General features: G+C 29.1%; 21 protein-coding genes and 1 riboswitch. Of the genes, 17 read left to right on the top strand and 4 right to left on the bottom strand.

The genetic code is table 11. The features are described 5' to 3' along the window. The coding region (locus SPD90_RS15285; RefSeq protein ID WP_320924344.1) for a metallophosphoesterase family protein at positions 1-141 on the bottom strand (141 nt) is incomplete at its 3' end. 21 nt (positions 142-162) lie between these two features. Continuing rightward, positions 163-963, bottom strand: coding sequence for an NAD(+)/NADH kinase (locus SPD90_RS03585; protein ID WP_290686347.1), 801 nt, complete (start codon positions 961-963; stop codon positions 163-165). Positions 964-1,121: 158 nt separating this feature from the next. Between SPD90_RS03585 and SPD90_RS03590 the strand changes: the two genes are divergently transcribed. The 6 genes from SPD90_RS03590 (at position 1,122) to SPD90_RS03615 (ending at position 6,916) form a co-directional block, all read left to right on the top strand. Beyond that, entirely contained in the window at positions 1,122-1,616 is a 495-nt protein-coding gene (locus SPD90_RS03590; RefSeq protein ID WP_320626552.1) for a YbaK/EbsC family protein, read from the top strand. A 322-nt stretch (positions 1,617-1,938) separates the two neighbouring features. Continuing rightward, on the top strand, positions 1,939-2,844 hold the full coding sequence (locus tag SPD90_RS03595) for an RluA family pseudouridine synthase (RefSeq protein ID WP_320626553.1): 906 nt from the start codon (positions 1,939-1,941) through the stop codon (positions 2,842-2,844). 18 nt (positions 2,845-2,862) lie between these two features. After that, positions 2,863-3,867, top strand: a complete 1,005-nt coding sequence (locus SPD90_RS03600; protein ID WP_320626554.1) for a nucleoid-associated protein — start codon at positions 2,863-2,865, stop codon at positions 3,865-3,867. 58 nt (positions 3,868-3,925) lie between these two features. Then, positions 3,926-4,106, top strand: a riboswitch (cobalamin riboswitch). Between the two features lie 116 nt (positions 4,107-4,222). Next, positions 4,223-5,134, top strand: coding sequence for an ABC transporter substrate-binding protein (locus SPD90_RS03605; protein WP_320924335.1), 912 nt, complete (start codon positions 4,223-4,225; stop codon positions 5,132-5,134). Next, on the top strand, positions 5,115-6,140 hold the full coding sequence (locus tag SPD90_RS03610; RefSeq protein WP_320924336.1) for a FecCD family ABC transporter permease: 1,026 nt from the start codon (positions 5,115-5,117) through the stop codon (positions 6,138-6,140). The genes SPD90_RS03605 and SPD90_RS03610 overlap by 20 nt, the downstream gene beginning before the upstream one ends. A 5-nt stretch (positions 6,141-6,145) precedes the next feature. Further along, on the top strand, positions 6,146-6,916 hold the full coding sequence (locus SPD90_RS03615) for an ABC transporter ATP-binding protein (protein ID WP_320924337.1): 771 nt from the start codon (positions 6,146-6,148) through the stop codon (positions 6,914-6,916). 74 nt (positions 6,917-6,990) lie between these two features. Here the strand turns inward: SPD90_RS03615 and SPD90_RS03620 are convergent, their stop codons facing one another. Further along, entirely contained in the window at positions 6,991-7,746 is a 756-nt protein-coding gene (locus SPD90_RS03620) for an alpha/beta hydrolase (protein ID WP_320924338.1), read from the bottom strand. A gap of 438 nt (positions 7,747-8,184) precedes the next feature. Here SPD90_RS03620 and SPD90_RS03625 point away from each other — a divergent pair, with 438 nt between their 5' ends. Beyond that, on the top strand, positions 8,185-8,685 hold the full coding sequence (locus SPD90_RS03625) for a CarD family transcriptional regulator (RefSeq protein ID WP_320626559.1): 501 nt from the start codon (positions 8,185-8,187) through the stop codon (positions 8,683-8,685). Between the two features lie 65 nt (positions 8,686-8,750). Here SPD90_RS03625 and acpP read toward each other — a convergent pair whose 3' ends face one another. Then, positions 8,751-8,975 (bottom strand): acyl carrier protein, encoded by a 225-nt coding sequence (acpP, locus tag SPD90_RS03630; protein ID WP_320626560.1) that lies wholly within the window; start codon positions 8,973-8,975, stop codon positions 8,751-8,753. A 281-nt stretch (positions 8,976-9,256) separates the two neighbouring features. Between acpP and SPD90_RS03635 the strand changes: the two genes are divergently transcribed. From SPD90_RS03635 to SPD90_RS03680, 10 genes are all read left to right on the top strand, one after another. Then, positions 9,257-9,463: a hypothetical protein gene (locus SPD90_RS03635; RefSeq protein ID WP_320625293.1), complete on the top strand. Its 207-nt coding sequence runs from the start codon at positions 9,257-9,259 to the stop codon at positions 9,461-9,463. A 210-nt stretch (positions 9,464-9,673) separates the two neighbouring features. Further along, on the top strand, positions 9,674-10,435 hold the full coding sequence (locus SPD90_RS03640; protein ID WP_320924339.1) for a GDSL-type esterase/lipase family protein: 762 nt from the start codon (positions 9,674-9,676) through the stop codon (positions 10,433-10,435). A 22-nt stretch (positions 10,436-10,457) separates the two neighbouring features. Beyond that, complete coding sequence (locus SPD90_RS03645) at positions 10,458-10,928, top strand: DUF4358 domain-containing protein (RefSeq protein WP_320625291.1); 471 nt, start codon at positions 10,458-10,460, stop codon at positions 10,926-10,928. Positions 10,929-11,123: 195 nt separating this feature from the next. Further along, positions 11,124-12,395 (top strand): MBOAT family O-acyltransferase, encoded by a 1,272-nt coding sequence (locus SPD90_RS03650; protein ID WP_331680503.1) that lies wholly within the window; start codon positions 11,124-11,126, stop codon positions 12,393-12,395. 14 nt (positions 12,396-12,409) lie between these two features. Next, the gene (locus SPD90_RS03655; protein WP_320625290.1) at positions 12,410-13,609 is read left to right on the top strand and encodes a DHHW family protein; all 1,200 of its coding nucleotides are present in this window, start codon (positions 12,410-12,412) and stop codon (positions 13,607-13,609) included. A 90-nt stretch (positions 13,610-13,699) separates the two neighbouring features. Further along, entirely contained in the window at positions 13,700-13,900 is a 201-nt protein-coding gene (locus SPD90_RS03660) for a hypothetical protein (RefSeq protein ID WP_320625289.1), read from the top strand. 106 nt (positions 13,901-14,006) lie between these two features. After that, positions 14,007-14,225, top strand: coding sequence for a hypothetical protein (locus SPD90_RS03665; protein WP_320625288.1), 219 nt, complete (start codon positions 14,007-14,009; stop codon positions 14,223-14,225). 99 nt (positions 14,226-14,324) lie between these two features. After that, positions 14,325-14,501 (top strand): hypothetical protein, encoded by a 177-nt coding sequence (locus tag SPD90_RS03670; RefSeq protein WP_320625287.1) that lies wholly within the window; start codon positions 14,325-14,327, stop codon positions 14,499-14,501. A 19-nt stretch (positions 14,502-14,520) separates the two neighbouring features. Further along, on the top strand, positions 14,521-14,718 hold the full coding sequence (locus tag SPD90_RS03675) for a hypothetical protein (protein ID WP_320625286.1): 198 nt from the start codon (positions 14,521-14,523) through the stop codon (positions 14,716-14,718). A gap of 457 nt (positions 14,719-15,175) precedes the next feature. Further along, positions 15,176-16,189 (top strand): LacI family DNA-binding transcriptional regulator, encoded by a 1,014-nt coding sequence (locus SPD90_RS03680; RefSeq protein ID WP_320625285.1) that lies wholly within the window; start codon positions 15,176-15,178, stop codon positions 16,187-16,189. Positions 16,190-16,217: the final 28 nt, after the last annotated feature.

A 16,217-nucleotide genomic window follows, 5' to 3' on the forward strand; every position in this document is an offset into this window, starting at 1 on the left:
TCCTTCAGGTAAATCGTTTCTTGGACCGTGGTAAAGTACATCTCCTATATGGAAAATCACATCGCAGTCCTTTAATAAGTCTAATGCTTTTTCAAAATAAGGTAAACTACCATGAGTGTCGCTCATTACACCTATCTTCATATGTTATCCTCCTAAAAAAATTTATAAGAACTTTTCAGTTACTCTGCTCCAAAATTCGTAATTTGACATTCTAAGTAATTTGACTTTTAAATCAGAAACAAATGTCGAAATACTTACTATTTGCTTAAATTGATATTCTACCCCATCAACAATTATCAATATTGAATCCTCAAATCTATATTCTGGTGATATTTTTACAATTGAATCCTTTGAACAAATAATACTAGAAGTAAAGCTTCTGTATGCATTTGTGTTTATGGGTGCTAATGGTGTAATTTGCATTACGTTTATACTTGGGTCTATTATACTTCCGCTTGCTGCATAATTGTATGCTGTAGAGCCTGTTGAAGTCGAAACTATTAGACCATCACCGCTGAAGTTTTGTACATGATGATTATTTATGCCCAATGATAAATGTATAGTTCTAGATTTGTATCCTTTTACTACAACTTCATTTATAGCGAAAACATCATTGCAATTAGATTTAGTACAGACAGTCGATTGGAGTACAGGAATTTCTTGAACTATGTAATCTCCCATTAGATAAGATTCGATAAAAAGATCTATATCAGATGGAGAAAAATCAGGGAAAAATCCTAGATGCCCTGTATTTATTCCTAGAATAGGAACCTCTGGAAATTCAAAGTCGTGTACTGTTTGTAAAAAAGAACCATCTCCTCCTATAGAAATTATTAGTTCCGTTTGGGGATGGAGTATATCACAAACTGTAAATCCTGCATTTTGCAATTTTTCAGTTAAAATATCCTTAGTTGTTATAGATTTTGGTAGATTATTTGAGCTAATTGTAATAATTCTTTCCATTATCCCACCTCTTTATAACAAGTATTATAACACAGATTGTTATTAACTATAACTGTTTAGAATTAATATTATAAATATAATATTTTTCATGATTGTGTATGAATTGTAAAAATTTATGTTATACTATATGGAAAAGATTAAATATAGGGGTGTAAAAAATGTCGATAGAAAAAGTTAGAGCATACTTTGCAGAATATGGAAGAGAAGATGATATTTTAGAGTTTGATCAATCAAGTGCAACAGTTGAATTAGCAGCTGAAGCAGCACATGTTATACCAGCTAGAATAGCTAAAACTCTATCTTTCAAAAATAAAGCAGGGGACAATGCGATATTAATCGTAGTTGCAGGGGATGCGAAGATTGATAATAAAAAATACAAAGCAGAATTTTCAACAAAAGCAAAAATGCTTACTCCAGATGAAGTTGTAGAATACATAGGACATGCTATAGGTGGTGTGTGCCCATTTGCAATAGCAAACGACGGAGTAAGAGTATTTTTAGATGTTTCTATGAAACGCTTCAGTACAGTATTCCCAGCTTGTGGAAGCAGTAATTCAGCTATAGAATTGACTTGTGACGAAATGGAAAAATACTCAAAATGTGAAAAATGGGTAGATGTGTGCAAGGGATACGATGAAGCTTTATCAGAATAATTTATAATGCATAAGAAATTATATTCCTTTGAAATCGTGGATAAATATAATTTCTGTCATGCATTTCAAAAAAGTCTACATTAATTTAATAATCTTCAAATGAAGACTTTTTTATAGAGTATTAAATTAAAAAAATTATTAGAAGTATAAAAGGGGTTTTTCAATAGTAATACTATATAGGAGAACTCCTTTTTTAGCTTATTGAGAATAGACATATCATCGACAAAGGTATTGGCAATTTATGGTTAATCTTTTTTGTTCATTATATTAAAAATTTAGTGTAAAATATATATGTTAAACAATAAAGGAAGTAGGTGAAAATTTGTTCAAGAAGGAAGATCAGACATATAATCTTATATCGTATATAAATGAAGACGATAATTTAACATTAAAAGAGGTTTTATTGGATAAATTAAACTTTTCAGTTAGATATGTATCTAAATTAAAGAGATTTAAAACAGTAAATGTAAATAAAAATTTTAAAAAATTAGATAAAAAGGTCAAAAAAGGAGATTTAATAGAAGTAAGCATACAGGAGGATATGGCAAACTTTAAACCCCAAAATTTAAATTTAGATATAGTTTACGATGATTTTGATTTAATTGTTGTAAACAAACCTCCTTTTATGGTAGTTCATCCTACAAAGAGTCATTTTGAAAATACTATGGCGAATGGAGTTACAGATTACATAGTCAAAAAAGGAGAAGGTGTAAAAATAAGATTTGTAAATAGATTAGATATGAATACATCAGGTCTTGTAATAGTTGCAAAAAACCCATTTGCTCAACATGTATTGTCTAGCGAGATGAAGGAAGAAGGCTTTGATAAAAAATACATAACAGTAGTAAAGGGAGTCGTAGAAAAAGACCAAGGGACTATAGACGAGCCTATTTACAGACCGACAGATGATAGTGTAAAGAGAGTTGTAGACTCTAGAGGGCAGGAGTCGATTACTCATTACAAAGTAATTGAGAGATTAAAGGATGCTACTGTCTTAGAGGTTAAATTAGAGACAGGTAGAACTCATCAAATAAGAGTCCATATGTCGCATATAGGACATCCTATTATAGGAGATGAATTGTACGGCTCTTTAGACGAGGATTTAATAAACAGACAGGCGTTACATGCATATAGCTTAAAATTTAAACAGCCTAGAACTAAAGAGGTTTTAGAATTTGAAACAGATATACCTCGAGATATGAAGGAATTAATTGAAAAATTAAGATAGAAATAAGGAGAGATTAAAATGGTTATACATAAATCCATAGTACATGTTTTAGATAAAAACAACGACAGTCCTATATTAAATGATTACGAATGTAGAAACAGTCTAGAAGTGGATAAGTTTTTTCAAAAGATTATAAATAGAGTTTCGAAAGACGACGATTTGAGAAAGGCAGAATTTAACGACTACAACAACAACGTAGTTAAAAATTGCTGCGAGCAAATAATTTACGATGAAGATACATTTTTACAAAATTCAAAGGAAATAGCTGCATTTTTATTTGAAGTTATGAAGTCAGGTGAAGAAATGGATTCTTGTGACCTTGCAATTTGTTTGTACAGTGTAAAAGACGAAAAAAACGTAGCGATAATCAAGCTAGAATATAAAAAATCATATACACATTCTATTGAGTTTATAGAAGATAAGTTTAATATACAAATAGTATCAAATGAAATTGGAATACCAGAAACAGGACGACAAAAACAATGTGCTCTAGTAGGCGTCAGCGGAATTAACGACGAATACCATCTAAAATTACTAGATAAAGACGCCGAAAAGGAGCAAATCGAAACAAAATTCGTATCAGAATTCTTAAATGCAAAAAAAATAGAAGACAGCAAATATAAAACAAAGGTATTTAAAACTACAGCTGAAAACTGGATTACAAATGCAATTTCAGATGATATGAAAAAGGCAGAGGATATAAGAAGCATGCTAAATTACACTCTAAAGGAAAAGGCTGAAATAGATGTAGATGAATTTGTCCAAAACAATATAATAGACCAAGCTCTAAAGGAAAGCTTCAAAGAACACATGGAAGACAAAGGGCTTACTGAAAACTTCTCAATCGATAAAAAGTGGGTTGAAAAGAAGCTTAAAAAGAGAAGTATAAAAACAGACAATGGCTTTGATATAAAAGGAAATTTATCAGATTTTGAAGATCCGATGAAATACAGCGTCAGAAAGAATGAAAACGGAACTTTTGATATAGTAATAAAAAATGTATCTTTTTATGAAGAAAAATAAGATGAATTTATACTGATAAATAATGAAAGTATGATATAATAGCTCTATAACTAAATAATCATTATGCATGTATATAGGTTCTATATAGATTAATAGGGAAAGAGGTTAAAATCCTCTGCAGCCCCCGTTACTGTAATGCAGACTGTTGCTCAATTTAGCCACTGTGATCAAAATCATGGGAAGGCGAGTTAATAGGATGAAGCTAAGCCAGGAGACCTGCCTAATATACAAAATATAAAATCTTCGGGGTGAGGAAATTTGTTTTATTTAAAAATATAAACTAACCTTGTGTTAGTTTTTTTTTATTTTATAAATTAGAAACAAAAAATCAAATTTAAAAAAGGAGGATTTTTAAATGAAAAATAAAATTTTATCAATTTTATTGTGTTTGACAATGCTTTTAGCGGTTGGATGTAATAATGGTAGTGGCGGGGACAAAAAAATAACAGATAGACAAGGAAATGAGGTAGAAGTTCCAAGTAAAATTGAAACAATTATATCTACTGCACCAGCTAATACAGAAAACTTAGTAGCATTAGGATTAGCTGACAAGATTATAGCAGCAGATGAATATTCAGCAGATGTTGAAGGGCTAAGTAAAGAAACAGAATTAATGGATTTTACAACTCCAGATGCAGAAGCTATTATAGAATTAGATCCAGATATAATAGTAGCTACAGAATACAGCGGTTCATCAGAAGACCCTTACAAAGCTGTCAAGGATGCTGGAATATGTGTTGTATACATACCAAGTAGCAATAGTATAGACGGTATATACGAAGATATTACATTTTTAGCAGAATTATTTGATGTAAGTGATAAGGGTGAAGAAATAATATCTTCTATGAAATCAGATATTGAAGAAATACAAAAAATAGGTAGCAAAATAGAAGACAAAAAGAAAGTTTATTTTGAAATTGGTCCAGCACCAAACCTATATAGCTTCGGTAATTCAACATTCTTAAATGAAATTATAGAAATAGTAGGTGCTGAAAACATATTTAAAGACCAAGAATCTTGGATATCTCCAAGTTCAGAATCAGTAATAGATGCAAATCCAGATGTTATACTTACTAATGTAAATTACATAGAAAATCCAATCGACGATATAATGAATAGAGATGGATGGGAAAATATAACTGCAGTTAAAGAAAAAGCAGTGTACTCTATAGATACAAATTCATCTTCAAGACCAACACCTAATGTAATAAAAGCTTTAAAGGAAATGGCAAAGGCTATATATCCAGATGAATACAGTGACAAATAGACAAAAGAGTATAATAAGCATATTTATAGTATTGATATTAATTTATATTGGGGCTTCTATAGGAAGCTCCGATATAAGTATGTTAGATACTATATCTATAATTGCAAATAAAGCTTTAGGTATACCTCTTAGAGAAGGTATATTAGCTAAGGATGTATCAATTATTTGGAAAATTAGATTACCTAGGGTTTTATTGGCATTTTTAGTTGGCGGATGTTTAGCATCAAGTGGTGCTGTTGTTCAATCTATATTGAAAAATCAATTGGCATCACCATTTACATTAGGGGTATCATCAGGGGCGTCTTTAGGTGCAGGACTTGTAATAGTAACAGGTTTTTCTATTCCATTTATAGGAAGCTTTACACTTCCATTAGTGGGTTTTATATTCGGACTTATTACAGTTTACATAGTAATAGTATTTTCTAATAAAATAGATAGAACTATGTCTAACAATACTATAATATTAGCGGGTATGGTTTTTTCTTTATTTGTAAATGCTTTACTTACAACGCTTACTGCAATGTTTTCAGAGGATTTAAAGAGTATAGCTTTGTGGCAAATGGGTAGTTTTGCAATGAGAGGATGGACATATGTAGGACTTATCATGCCATTTTGTTTAATCGGTATGATAGGTATACTTATGTATACTAAAGAAATGGATATACTTACATTTGGAGAAGAACAAGCAAAATCAGTCGGAGTAGAGACATCAAAGGTAAAGACTAAGCTTTTTATATTTTCAGCTGTTTTGACAGGAGGAGCTGTATCACTTAGCGGGACTATTGGATTTGTAGATTTAATTGCACCACATGTAGTTAGAAAGATATTTGGTTCAAACCATAGATATGTAATACCGATGTCTTTTGTGTTTGGAGGCTGCTTGATGGTTGTTACAGATTTAATTGCAAGAAATGTATTTGCACCAGTAGAGCTTCCAGTAGGAGCAGTTACAGCTATTATAGGGGCACCATTTTTTGCATATGTTTATTTTAAAAAGGCGAGTTGATAATTATGTTAGAGGTTAAGAAGCTTTATAGCGGATATGAAGGAAAAGATATATTAAAGGATATAAATTTTACAGTTAAAAATGGAGAAAATTTATGTATAGTAGGTCCAAATGGATGCGGTAAAAGTACGCTTTTAAAGTCTATTGCAAATATTTTAGAGTATAAGGGTAATATTTTAATAGATGGGCAAGAGGTATTTTCTATGAATAGAAAATACTTTGCAAAAAAAGTAGGACTTATGAGCCAAATTACAGAGATTTATTTTCCATATACAATTTACGATACTGTATCTTTAGGTAGATATGCTTATAGCAAAGGCGTATTGAGCAAATTGTCCAAGGAAGACGACGAAATTATATTAGACAGTATAGATAAAGTCGGGTTATTGGATATAAAGGATAAATTAATAACAGAGCTTTCAGGGGGGCAAATGCAGAGAGTATTTTTAGCGAGAGTATTTGCACAGGATCCTGATATTATACTACTTGATGAGCCTACAAATCATCTAGATTTTAAAAATCAAATAGATTTACTACAAAATTTAAAGGAATGGATTAAAACAAATAATAAAATTGTAGTTGGAGTTTTACACGACTTAAATTTAGTTCAGTATTTTGCGGATAATGTTTTAATGCTACAAAATGGTCAAGTTGTATCTTACGGTCCACCTCAAAAAGTATTAAATGATCCAGTACTGGATGATCTATACGGAATAGATATTAAAGGCTTTATGTTAAATATTTTGAAAAAATGGGAAGGCTGCGTTGCAAATTAAATAATTAAAAAAGGCTATTAAAAAAAATATTTTTTAATAGCCTTTTTAATTATATCTTTTTTTAATTTAATCTACTATAAAAGATATTCCATAAATACAGGAACTTGTTTTTCCCAGCTAGCTTCGTTGTGTTCTCCTCCAGGAATTAATCTAGGGTAACAGTTGGCTCCCTTAGATTGAAGCTTATGGCATAATTCCAACATATAAGATGTATAATTAACTCTTCTATATTCATCTTCTAGCTCTGAGCTTCCTATATCCATATAGAACTTAGTCCCTTTTTTCGGTTCGCTTGATATTACATCCTCCATAAATTTGTCGTAGCATAATTCAAAAGAAGGAGATAGGCAAGCACATTTTGAGAATACATCAGAATATTTGATTCCAGCATATGCAGCCATTAATCCGCCCATAGAGCTTCCACCTATTAGTGTATTTTTGCGATCTGTTTTAGTTCTGTATTGAGAATCGATCATAGGTTTTATGACATTTATCATCCATTCTAAGTATTCATTGCCTTTTCCCTTTATAAATTCGCCGTAGTAGTTTTCTAGGTCGTATGGGCAGTATTCAGACATTCTTTCGTTGCCTTCAAAGCTACATTGAATTCCAACTACTATTAATTGAACGTCATTGTCTTCTAAATATTCCTTCATACCCCATGATTTACCGAATGCGGCTTCTTCATCAAAGAATAAATTATGTCCATCAAACATATAAAGTACAGGATATTTTTTTCTTCTTTGATTGTAATCATTTGGAAGATATATATTTACAACTCTACTACCTGAAAATATACCTTCCATTTCAATATACTTTTTTTCAATCATCAGTAATCACCTCATGTATATTTTAATCACTATAAAATATACCACAATTTGGATATAAAATACACAAAAATATAAATAAATGTAAATTTACACTTTTAAGTCGAATATAAAATTTATATTTTTATATAACTTAATTAATATATTTGTAAAAATAAAAAAAATAAAAGGATTATGTGATTAAAAAAAACTGACAAAAAAATTTTCAATGTGATAAAATTATATTGTAAGGTTTTTTACAAATATACTGATAAATAACGAATATTAAATTACAAAAATAATAAAAAAGACTTATAGTTACTATGTCGACAACAGAATATAAGTATTTATATCAATTATATTAAGAATATTCATAATTTTTAGTATTCTTAATGGCGCATATTTGAATATAATACATTTACAAATTAATAAATCAATATAAAAATAGAAAGGGATGTAAATATGTTTAAAAAGGGAGAATATGTGATTTACGGTAATGCAGGCGTTTGTCAAATAATAGATATTTCAACTTTGAACATGCATGGTGCACCTAAAGATAAATTGTATTATATATTAGAACCTGTAAATCAAAATAGGAGTAAAGTTTTTTCACCAGTAGATAATAAAAAAGTAGTTATTAGAAAGTTAATATCTAAACAGGATGTAGAGACTTTAATAAGTGATATACCGAATATAAAAGGATTATTAGTAGAAGATGAAAAGCTACGTGAGCAAGTATATAAGGATTGTATAAAAAGCTGTCAATGTAGAAAATTATTAAGTCTTATAAAAACTATTTATCAGAGAAAAGAAGAGAGATTGAATCAAGGCAAGAAATTAAGTGCCACTGACGAGAAATATTTCAAATTGGCACAGGATAATTTGCATACAGAACTAGCTATGACCTTACAAATACCTGTAAATCAAATGGAAAGCTATATACTAGATAAAATAAACAAGTAACAAAATAATAATAAGCTATAGAAAATACAATATGATTTTCTATAGCTTATTTTAATAATATCATACTATTTGCTTTCAATGTAGTTAACTATATCGCCGATAGTTTTGAATTCTTCAGCATCTTCTTCAGCAATTTCTATATCGTATTTATCTTCTAATGCCATGATTACTTCAACAGCATCTAAAGAATCGGCATTTAAATCATCTTTAAGAGAAGTATCTAAAGTTAATTCATCTAAATCGTCTATACTTAATTGTTCTGCTATTATGTCCCTTATTTCTTCAAACATTTTATACCTCCAACTTTTATCCAATATTTAAATTTTTAATAGTAGTTTAATATAATAATAATTAATTTTCAATATATATTTAGAAAATAGTAGAATTATTTTTATCGTTTACAAGTAAAAATATTTTATACATATACTTATCAATAAATATTATTTTAGAGAGCTATTTTTAATTTATTATGAACAAAATTTGGAAATTGACAAAAATACAATATAAGTAACTTATCTATCTAAAAAATCATATATTAAAATAAATACAAACCTTACTGGGGGGAGGCATTATGTCAAAGTTAGAGAGTAATCTTTCTAGATTTTTTGGAGATTGTGGAATTAATTTTAACGGGGGAATATTAATCGCGATAGTTTTAGTGTTTTTACTATTGTGTACAGATATTTTGGATGATTTTTTCGATGATGACAGTATATGGATATGGATAATATTGATAATCTTACTGTTATTTAATTTCGATGATGGATGCTGTTGTTAATATAAAATATTGGATAAAAAGTTAGTTTTTTGATTAAATATCATAAACTGACTTTTTTTGTTGTAGTATATTGTAAAACTTTAACATATTTGTTACATTATTGTTATTTGATAAAGAAAAATAAAATGATATAATAAAGTGTTGAAAAAACATAAAAATTTTATAAAGGGAGTGGTTTAAATTAGATTAAAAAAACAAATAAAAGTAGGATTGGTAGCATTTGGAGTGATAGCTGGATGCATTGCTGTTGTTTTTTCGATAAATGCTTTAAATAAACAAAGTAATAATGAAGATGAGCAAGTAAAGCAAGGTGTAGAAGTTATAAAGAACTTAGAAAAGCAAGATGTAGTACAGGTGGAAGAAAAAATTGCTTCTATAAAGGCTCAAAATGGAATAACAGATCAACCAGCAGTTACAACAGATGATCAAGATTCTTCAGGTAAGGTTAATTATAAAAGTAAATTCGATTCATCAGTTATAGTTGGAGATTCAAGAGCAGAGGGTATTTCTGCATATGGATTTTTAACTCAGTCTTCTGTAGTTGCATATAAGGGAAGAAATATAGCCAATGCAAAAAAACAAGGCGATATAAATACAGCTATTGGTTTATATCCTAAAAATATGTTTTTTACATATGGAATAAATGATATTGAATGTTACAGCGATAGTGCTAAATTTATAGAACAATATGAAAGTGTAATAGATTTAGTAAAATCTAAGCTGCCTAATACTAATATATACATATGTTCAATACTTCCAGTTCAATCATTTACATTATCTCAACAGCCTAATTATGCAAATATAGACAAATGGAATTCTGATTTACAAGCTATGTGTCAAAAGAAGGGCGTTACATATTTAGATGCAAATGGAATTGTAGAACAAAGTGATTATGAACCAGATGGAATACATTTCGGACCAAATTTTCAAAAGAAATGGCTTGATTTCTTTATACAAAAAGGGAATTTGTAAAATTTAGAGAGGTTTAACAAAAATGAAATTAAAAAAAAGAATAAAAAGTATTATAGCAATTTTATGTTCTTGTATCATTCTTGTAGGATGCAGTAGTGTAAATGATAATTTAACTGCTAAAGATATACAAAAATCTATAGTAGATACAGGTCTTGTAAAAAATATGGAAGAAACAGGGACTAAAGGATTAAAAAGATATTACGGCTTAAATGCAAGTGATTTTGACAGTGTTGTTTTATACACACCTGAGTCATCTATGGAAGTAGATGAAATGCTAATTGTAAAGGTTAAAGATAAATCTCAAATAGAAGGCTTAGAGGATGCAATTGACAATAGAATAAATTCTCAGCTTCAAAGTTTTGGAAGCTACGGACCAGAGCAATGTGCATTAGTAAATGATTATGAGCTAAAGACACAGGGAAGATACGTGTTTTTTGCCATATCTAAAAATGCAGAGGGGTTGAAGGAGGCTTTTAAAGAGTCAATAAAATAATCTCGGCTTTAGATTTATCTATAATAAAAAATAAAAAATTTTGAGAGGGAGGCGATTAAAATAGTATTCAGTAGTATTATATTTTTGTTTACTTTTTTGCCAATAACATTATTACTATATTATGTTAGCCCTAGAATATTAAAAAATTCAATCTTATTAATAGCTAGTTTAGTTTTTTATGCATGGGGAGAGCCTGTGTATGTATTTTTAATGATAGGAACGATTTTAGCGGACTATTTTTTAGCTATATTAATAGATAAAAATAAGCACGATGAAGGTAAGTGTAAATTTATATTTATACTTACTATTATTTTCAATGTGAGTATATTAGGATTTTTTAAATATTTTGGTTTCTTTATAGATAACATAAATAGTATTTTTCATGTAAATATTCCTTTTGAAGGATTAGCTCTTCCAATAGGGATATCATTTTATACTTTCCAAGTATTGTCTTATATTGTGGATGTTTACTTGGGTAAAGTTGAAGTTCAACACAATATAATTAACTTCGCTACTTATGTTACAATGTTTCCACAATTAGTAGCAGGACCTATAGTACAGTATCAAACAATAGAAACTCAATTGAACACTAGAAAAGAAAGTGTGATTAAATTTGGAGAAGGTGTAGAGCGTTTTATACAAGGTCTAGGAAAGAAGGTCTTACTAGCAAATAATATAGGTATGCTATGGACGACTGTTTCTGCTATGGAGATGTCGTCTATATCAGTTCTTACTGCATGGCTAGGTATAATTGCATATACTTTCCAAATATATTTTGACTTCAGTGGATATTCTGATATGGCTATTGGTCTAGGTAAGATGTTCGGATTTGATTTTATGGAAAACTTCAATTATCCATATATATCAAAGAGCATTACAGAGTTTTGGAGAAGATGGCATATATCTTTAGGAACATGGTTTAGAGAATACATCTACATACCTCTAGGCGGAAATAGAGTGAGTATGCCGAAGCAAATTAGAAATATATTTGTAGTTTGGTGCCTTACTGGTTTTTGGCATGGAGCTAGCTGGAACTTTGTGATCTGGGGACTTTACTACGGAGTTTTATTATTTTTAGAAAAATTCGCCCTAAAATCTGTTTTAGAAAAGCTACCTGATAGTATAAAACATATTTATACAATGCTATTAGTTATAATAGGATGGTTGTTCTTTGCAAGTGAAGATTTAGGATTTGCAGTGGAATATCTAAAGGTAATGTTCTTTATATCAGGAAATGCAGTAATTGATAACGCTGGAATATTCTACTTATATACTAATATCGTGATGATGATTATACTTTTTGTATTTTCAACACCAGTTATCAAACAAATTTTGGAAAATATCGCAAGGGAATATAGAGATAAATTATTAAATCCATCTCTAGTTATATATGGTTTAGTTTTATTTTTAGTTACGGCTTATTTGGTTAATGAAACTTATAACCCATTCTTGTATTTTAGATTTTAAAGGTGGTGAAAAGTATGACTGAAGCGTATAAAACGAAAAGTAGAAATACATCAAAAAATAAAAAGCCTAAGAAAAAATTAGGTAAAAAATACTGTATATCTTTATCAGCATTATTTATATGCTATATAGTATTTTTTGTAGCAGTAAATACTCTAGGAGAGAAAAAGACTTTCTCAGAAACTGAAAATAGAGTTCTTCAATCAAAGCCTACTTTTTCTGTAGAAAAATTATTTGAAGGAAGATATATAAGTAAGTATGAAAAGTACAAGGTTGATCAGTTTTTTAATAGAGATTTTTGGATAGATGTTAAGGTTAAAACAGACAAGCTGTTGTTAAAGAAGAGCTCTAATGGTGTTTATTTAGGAAAGGATGGATATCTATTAGAGGATTTTGAAAAGCCTAATGAAGAAAATGTATCTAAGAATCTAAAAGCTATAAGTGACTTTTCAAATAAGTACAAGGATGTAAAACAATATATGTTGATATCCCCAACGGCTGTAAGTATTTTAAGAGATAAATTGCCTCTTGCTGCGCCTGTTATAGATCAACAGAAGTATTTAGATGAGTACTCTAAAAAACTAGATTCAAATGTAACCTTTGTAGATACTTATGCAACTTTATTAGAACATAAGAGAGAGGATTTATATTATAAAAGCGACCATCACTGGACTACTTTAGGGGCGTTTTATTCATATCAAAAGCTGGCAGAAGATATGGAGTTGAGCTCTAAGGACAGCGATGATTACGATATCGAATTAGTTTCAAATTCATTTGAAGGGGCACTTGCCTCAGAGAGTGGATATAAGACTGACTTAGATAAGATAAAAGTGTATATACCAAAGGATGAAAATGACCAGGTTGTTGTAAATTACGAAGAAGAGCAGAAAAAAACAGCAACTTTATATGATAGTGAGAAATTAGAACAAAAAGATAAGTATCAAGTATTTTTAGGTGGAAACCATCCAATCGTAAAAATCGATACTACATCAGATAGCGGAAAGACATTACTTATATTTAAAGATTCTTACGCAAACTGTTTTATACAATTTTTGACAACTCATTTTAGTAAAATTATATTAGTTGACCCTAGATATTATTACGAGGATATTGATGAATTGATGAAAAATGAAGATGTAGACGAGGTATTATATTTGTATAACGCAAATACGTTTTTCAGTGATACATCTTTAGCCCCTGTATTAAACAACGAATAATGATAAATTTAGTAACCTTTCGACTTTAATTTGCATATTATTTATTAAATAAGTAGTATACTTATTAATTTTTGAAAGGGAGAGAACAATATGTCACAAGAACAAGGTTTATCTAGATTTTTCGGTGGAAATTTCTTTGGAGGAGGATTCTTCTTCATAATTTTAATTTTGTTGTTGATGTTGGGAGACGACTTAATAGAATGGATATTATGTAACCAAGAATTTTTAATTTGGATAATTATTTTAATAGTATTTTTTAATCTTTGTGATTTTGATTTTGGATGTTGTTAAAATAGGTAACAAATAAATAGTTTTATCATAATATATATTAGAGCATAAAGACCTTTATCATAAAAATATGATGGAGGTCTTTTCTTTTTAATCGAGGAGGGATTTTATGAATCGTAAATTATCGAGAATGTTTGAATGTATCGGAGGAAGTGGATGGTGGATTATAATTTTGTTCTTTCTATTTTTAACTTTTCAGGAGTGTTTTATAGATATTTGCTTAAGTGATTGGATACCATTTTTAATTTTACTTCTAATAGTATGTTCATGTGAAGATGATAATGATGATTGTGATTGTTATCAAAATGGATATAGTTGTGGTTGCTAAAATAATACATTTGTGATTAATAAGTATTATCACAAATAATCTGTTTTGCATATTATAAGTTAAGAGCAAAAGCTCAAATATCAACAGGAGGTAATAACAATGTTAGACAGATTATTTGGAGAAGAAGGATTCTTTGGAGCAGGAGCATGGTGGATAATAGTACTATTCTTCTTATTCTTAGCATTTGGAGATAGCTGGGTAGATATAGACATAATGGCATGGATACCATTCTTAATAGTATTATTGATATTATGTAGTTGTGGTGGCATATTATAGTTGACAGGGGGAAGTAAGCATGTTAGATAGATTATTTGGAGAAGGATGTGGCTTCGGAGCAGGAGCATGGTGGATAATAGTATTATTTTTCTTATTCTTGGCATTTGGGGAAAGTTGGGTAGATATAGATATAATGGCATGGATACCATTTTTAATATTATTATTAATATTATGCTGTAGTGGTGGATTTTTTGGAGATCAAGGATGTGGATGCTAGTCTAATTTAAATGAAAATACTAGGCTACATAAATGACATATAAATATCTTTTAGTATTTTTGTCATTTTGTAGTCAAGTATTTTATATTTTGTTAAAAGAACATTTTTACAAAAACTGTATTTATCGAAAATTTACGATTAAATACAGTTTTTTTATGAATTTTCTATTTACGTAGTTTTAAAAATAGTATAAATTATTATTATAGTATTTGTTTCAGATATTTATAGCATATAGGAAAACGTAAACATATAAGATTGTATATAAATATAATTTATTTAATATACTTTAAAAAGAGTAGCATATTTGCGATATAAAAATGTATTTAACTAAGAGACTTTTTAGTATCACAGGCATATATATTACAAAAGTATAAATAATATATTTATAAAAAGGTAAAAGTATGTTACAATTAGTTTTTAGTGTGGTGAAACGAAAATAAAATAAGGAGGAAATATCATGAAAAATAACGTTACAATAAAGGACGTTGCAAAATTAGCTGGAGTTTCGATATCGACAGTTTCGAGAGTAATAAATGACTCCAAACCAGTTACAGATGAAGTGAAACAAAGAGTCTTAGATGTAATAAAAGAAACAGGATATGTTCCGAATCCTCTTGCGAGAAGCTTAGTTACTAAAAAGAGTAACTTATTGGGAGTTATAGTACCAGAAATGTCAGATTCATTTGTGAGCGAGGTTGTAAACGGTATAGAATGTGTCGCAAAAATGTATGGATATGATATATTATTAGCAAATACATATTCTGAAAAAGATCAGGAATTAAAAAGTATAGAGTTATTAAAAGCAAAACAAGTTGAAGGTATAGTTATGATTTCGTGGACTTTAGATGAAGATCATATAGAATTAATTAATAATAGCAGTATACCAGCAGCTTATATAAGTAAAACAGCTCAAAAATTTGATGTATATACAGTGTGTACAAACAATGAAGATGCAACTTACAATATGACTAAATATTTAATAGACAAAGGCCATAAAGATATAGCACTTATAATGACAAGTGAAGCAGATACTATATTAGAATCAGAGAGAAGATCAGGATATGAAAGAGCATTAACTGAAAATGATATAAATCTAAATCAAGATCTAATAAAATACGGAAATACAGATTATAATAGTGGATATAAAGCGATGATGGATTTATTAGACAAAAATATTAAGCCAGATGCTGTCTTTGTTACAGGAGATGAAGCAGCTATAGGTGCTATAAATGCTATATTTGATAAGGGATATAAAGTTCCAGAGGATATATCTGTAGCAGGATATAATAACAGTAAGCTTTCTAAGATATATCGTCCTAAATTGACTACAGTAGGACAACCTCTTTATGATATGGGAGCTGTAGCTATGAGAATGGTAATAAAAATTATAAATGGGGATGCTCTTGAAGAAAAGAAATTTGTTTTACCTTATGAGATAGTGGAAAGAGAAAGTGTAATAGATAGAAAATAATTTAGCATATAAATATAAAAGGATCACG

The organism is Intestinibacter sp., assembly GCF_034113885.1.
Taxonomy (GTDB): Bacteria; Bacillota; Clostridia; order Peptostreptococcales; family Peptostreptococcaceae; genus Intestinibacter.

What these genes read in the sequence shown, in the direction of transcription:
- SPD90_RS03675 (WP_320625286.1), top strand. Translation starts at nt 14,521, where the DNA reads ATGTTAGATAGATTATTTGGAGAAGGATGTGGCTTCGGAGCAGGAGCA.
- SPD90_RS03680 (WP_320625285.1), top strand. Translation starts at nt 15,176, where the DNA reads ATGAAAAATAACGTTACAATAAAGGACGTTGCAAAATTAGCTGGAGTT.
- SPD90_RS03665 (WP_320625288.1), top strand. Translation starts at nt 14,007, where the DNA reads ATGAATCGTAAATTATCGAGAATGTTTGAATGTATCGGAGGAAGTGGA.
- SPD90_RS03645 (WP_320625291.1), top strand. Translation starts at nt 10,458, where the DNA reads ATGAAATTAAAAAAAAGAATAAAAAGTATTATAGCAATTTTATGTTCT.
- SPD90_RS03600 (WP_320626554.1), top strand. Translation starts at nt 2,863, where the DNA reads ATGGTTATACATAAATCCATAGTACATGTTTTAGATAAAAACAACGAC.
- SPD90_RS03615 (WP_320924337.1), top strand. Translation starts at nt 6,146, where the DNA reads ATGTTAGAGGTTAAGAAGCTTTATAGCGGATATGAAGGAAAAGATATA.
- SPD90_RS03610 (WP_320924336.1), top strand. Translation starts at nt 5,115, where the DNA reads ATGAATACAGTGACAAATAGACAAAAGAGTATAATAAGCATATTTATA.
- SPD90_RS03660 (WP_320625289.1), top strand. Translation starts at nt 13,700, where the DNA reads ATGTCACAAGAACAAGGTTTATCTAGATTTTTCGGTGGAAATTTCTTT.
- SPD90_RS03670 (WP_320625287.1), top strand. Translation starts at nt 14,325, where the DNA reads ATGTTAGACAGATTATTTGGAGAAGAAGGATTCTTTGGAGCAGGAGCA.
- SPD90_RS03635 (WP_320625293.1), top strand. Translation starts at nt 9,257, where the DNA reads ATGTCAAAGTTAGAGAGTAATCTTTCTAGATTTTTTGGAGATTGTGGA.
- SPD90_RS03620 (WP_320924338.1), bottom strand. Translation starts at nt 7,746, where the DNA reads ATGATTGAAAAAAAGTATATTGAAATGGAAGGTATATTTTCAGGTAGT.
- SPD90_RS03625 (WP_320626559.1), top strand. Translation starts at nt 8,185, where the DNA reads ATGTTTAAAAAGGGAGAATATGTGATTTACGGTAATGCAGGCGTTTGT.
- SPD90_RS03605 (WP_320924335.1), top strand. Translation starts at nt 4,223, where the DNA reads ATGAAAAATAAAATTTTATCAATTTTATTGTGTTTGACAATGCTTTTA.
- SPD90_RS03585 (WP_290686347.1), bottom strand. Translation starts at nt 963, where the DNA reads ATGGAAAGAATTATTACAATTAGCTCAAATAATCTACCAAAATCTATA.
- acpP (WP_320626560.1), bottom strand. Translation starts at nt 8,975, where the DNA reads ATGTTTGAAGAAATAAGGGACATAATAGCAGAACAATTAAGTATAGAC.
- SPD90_RS03590 (WP_320626552.1), top strand. Translation starts at nt 1,122, where the DNA reads ATGTCGATAGAAAAAGTTAGAGCATACTTTGCAGAATATGGAAGAGAA.
- SPD90_RS03655 (WP_320625290.1), top strand. Translation starts at nt 12,410, where the DNA reads ATGACTGAAGCGTATAAAACGAAAAGTAGAAATACATCAAAAAATAAA.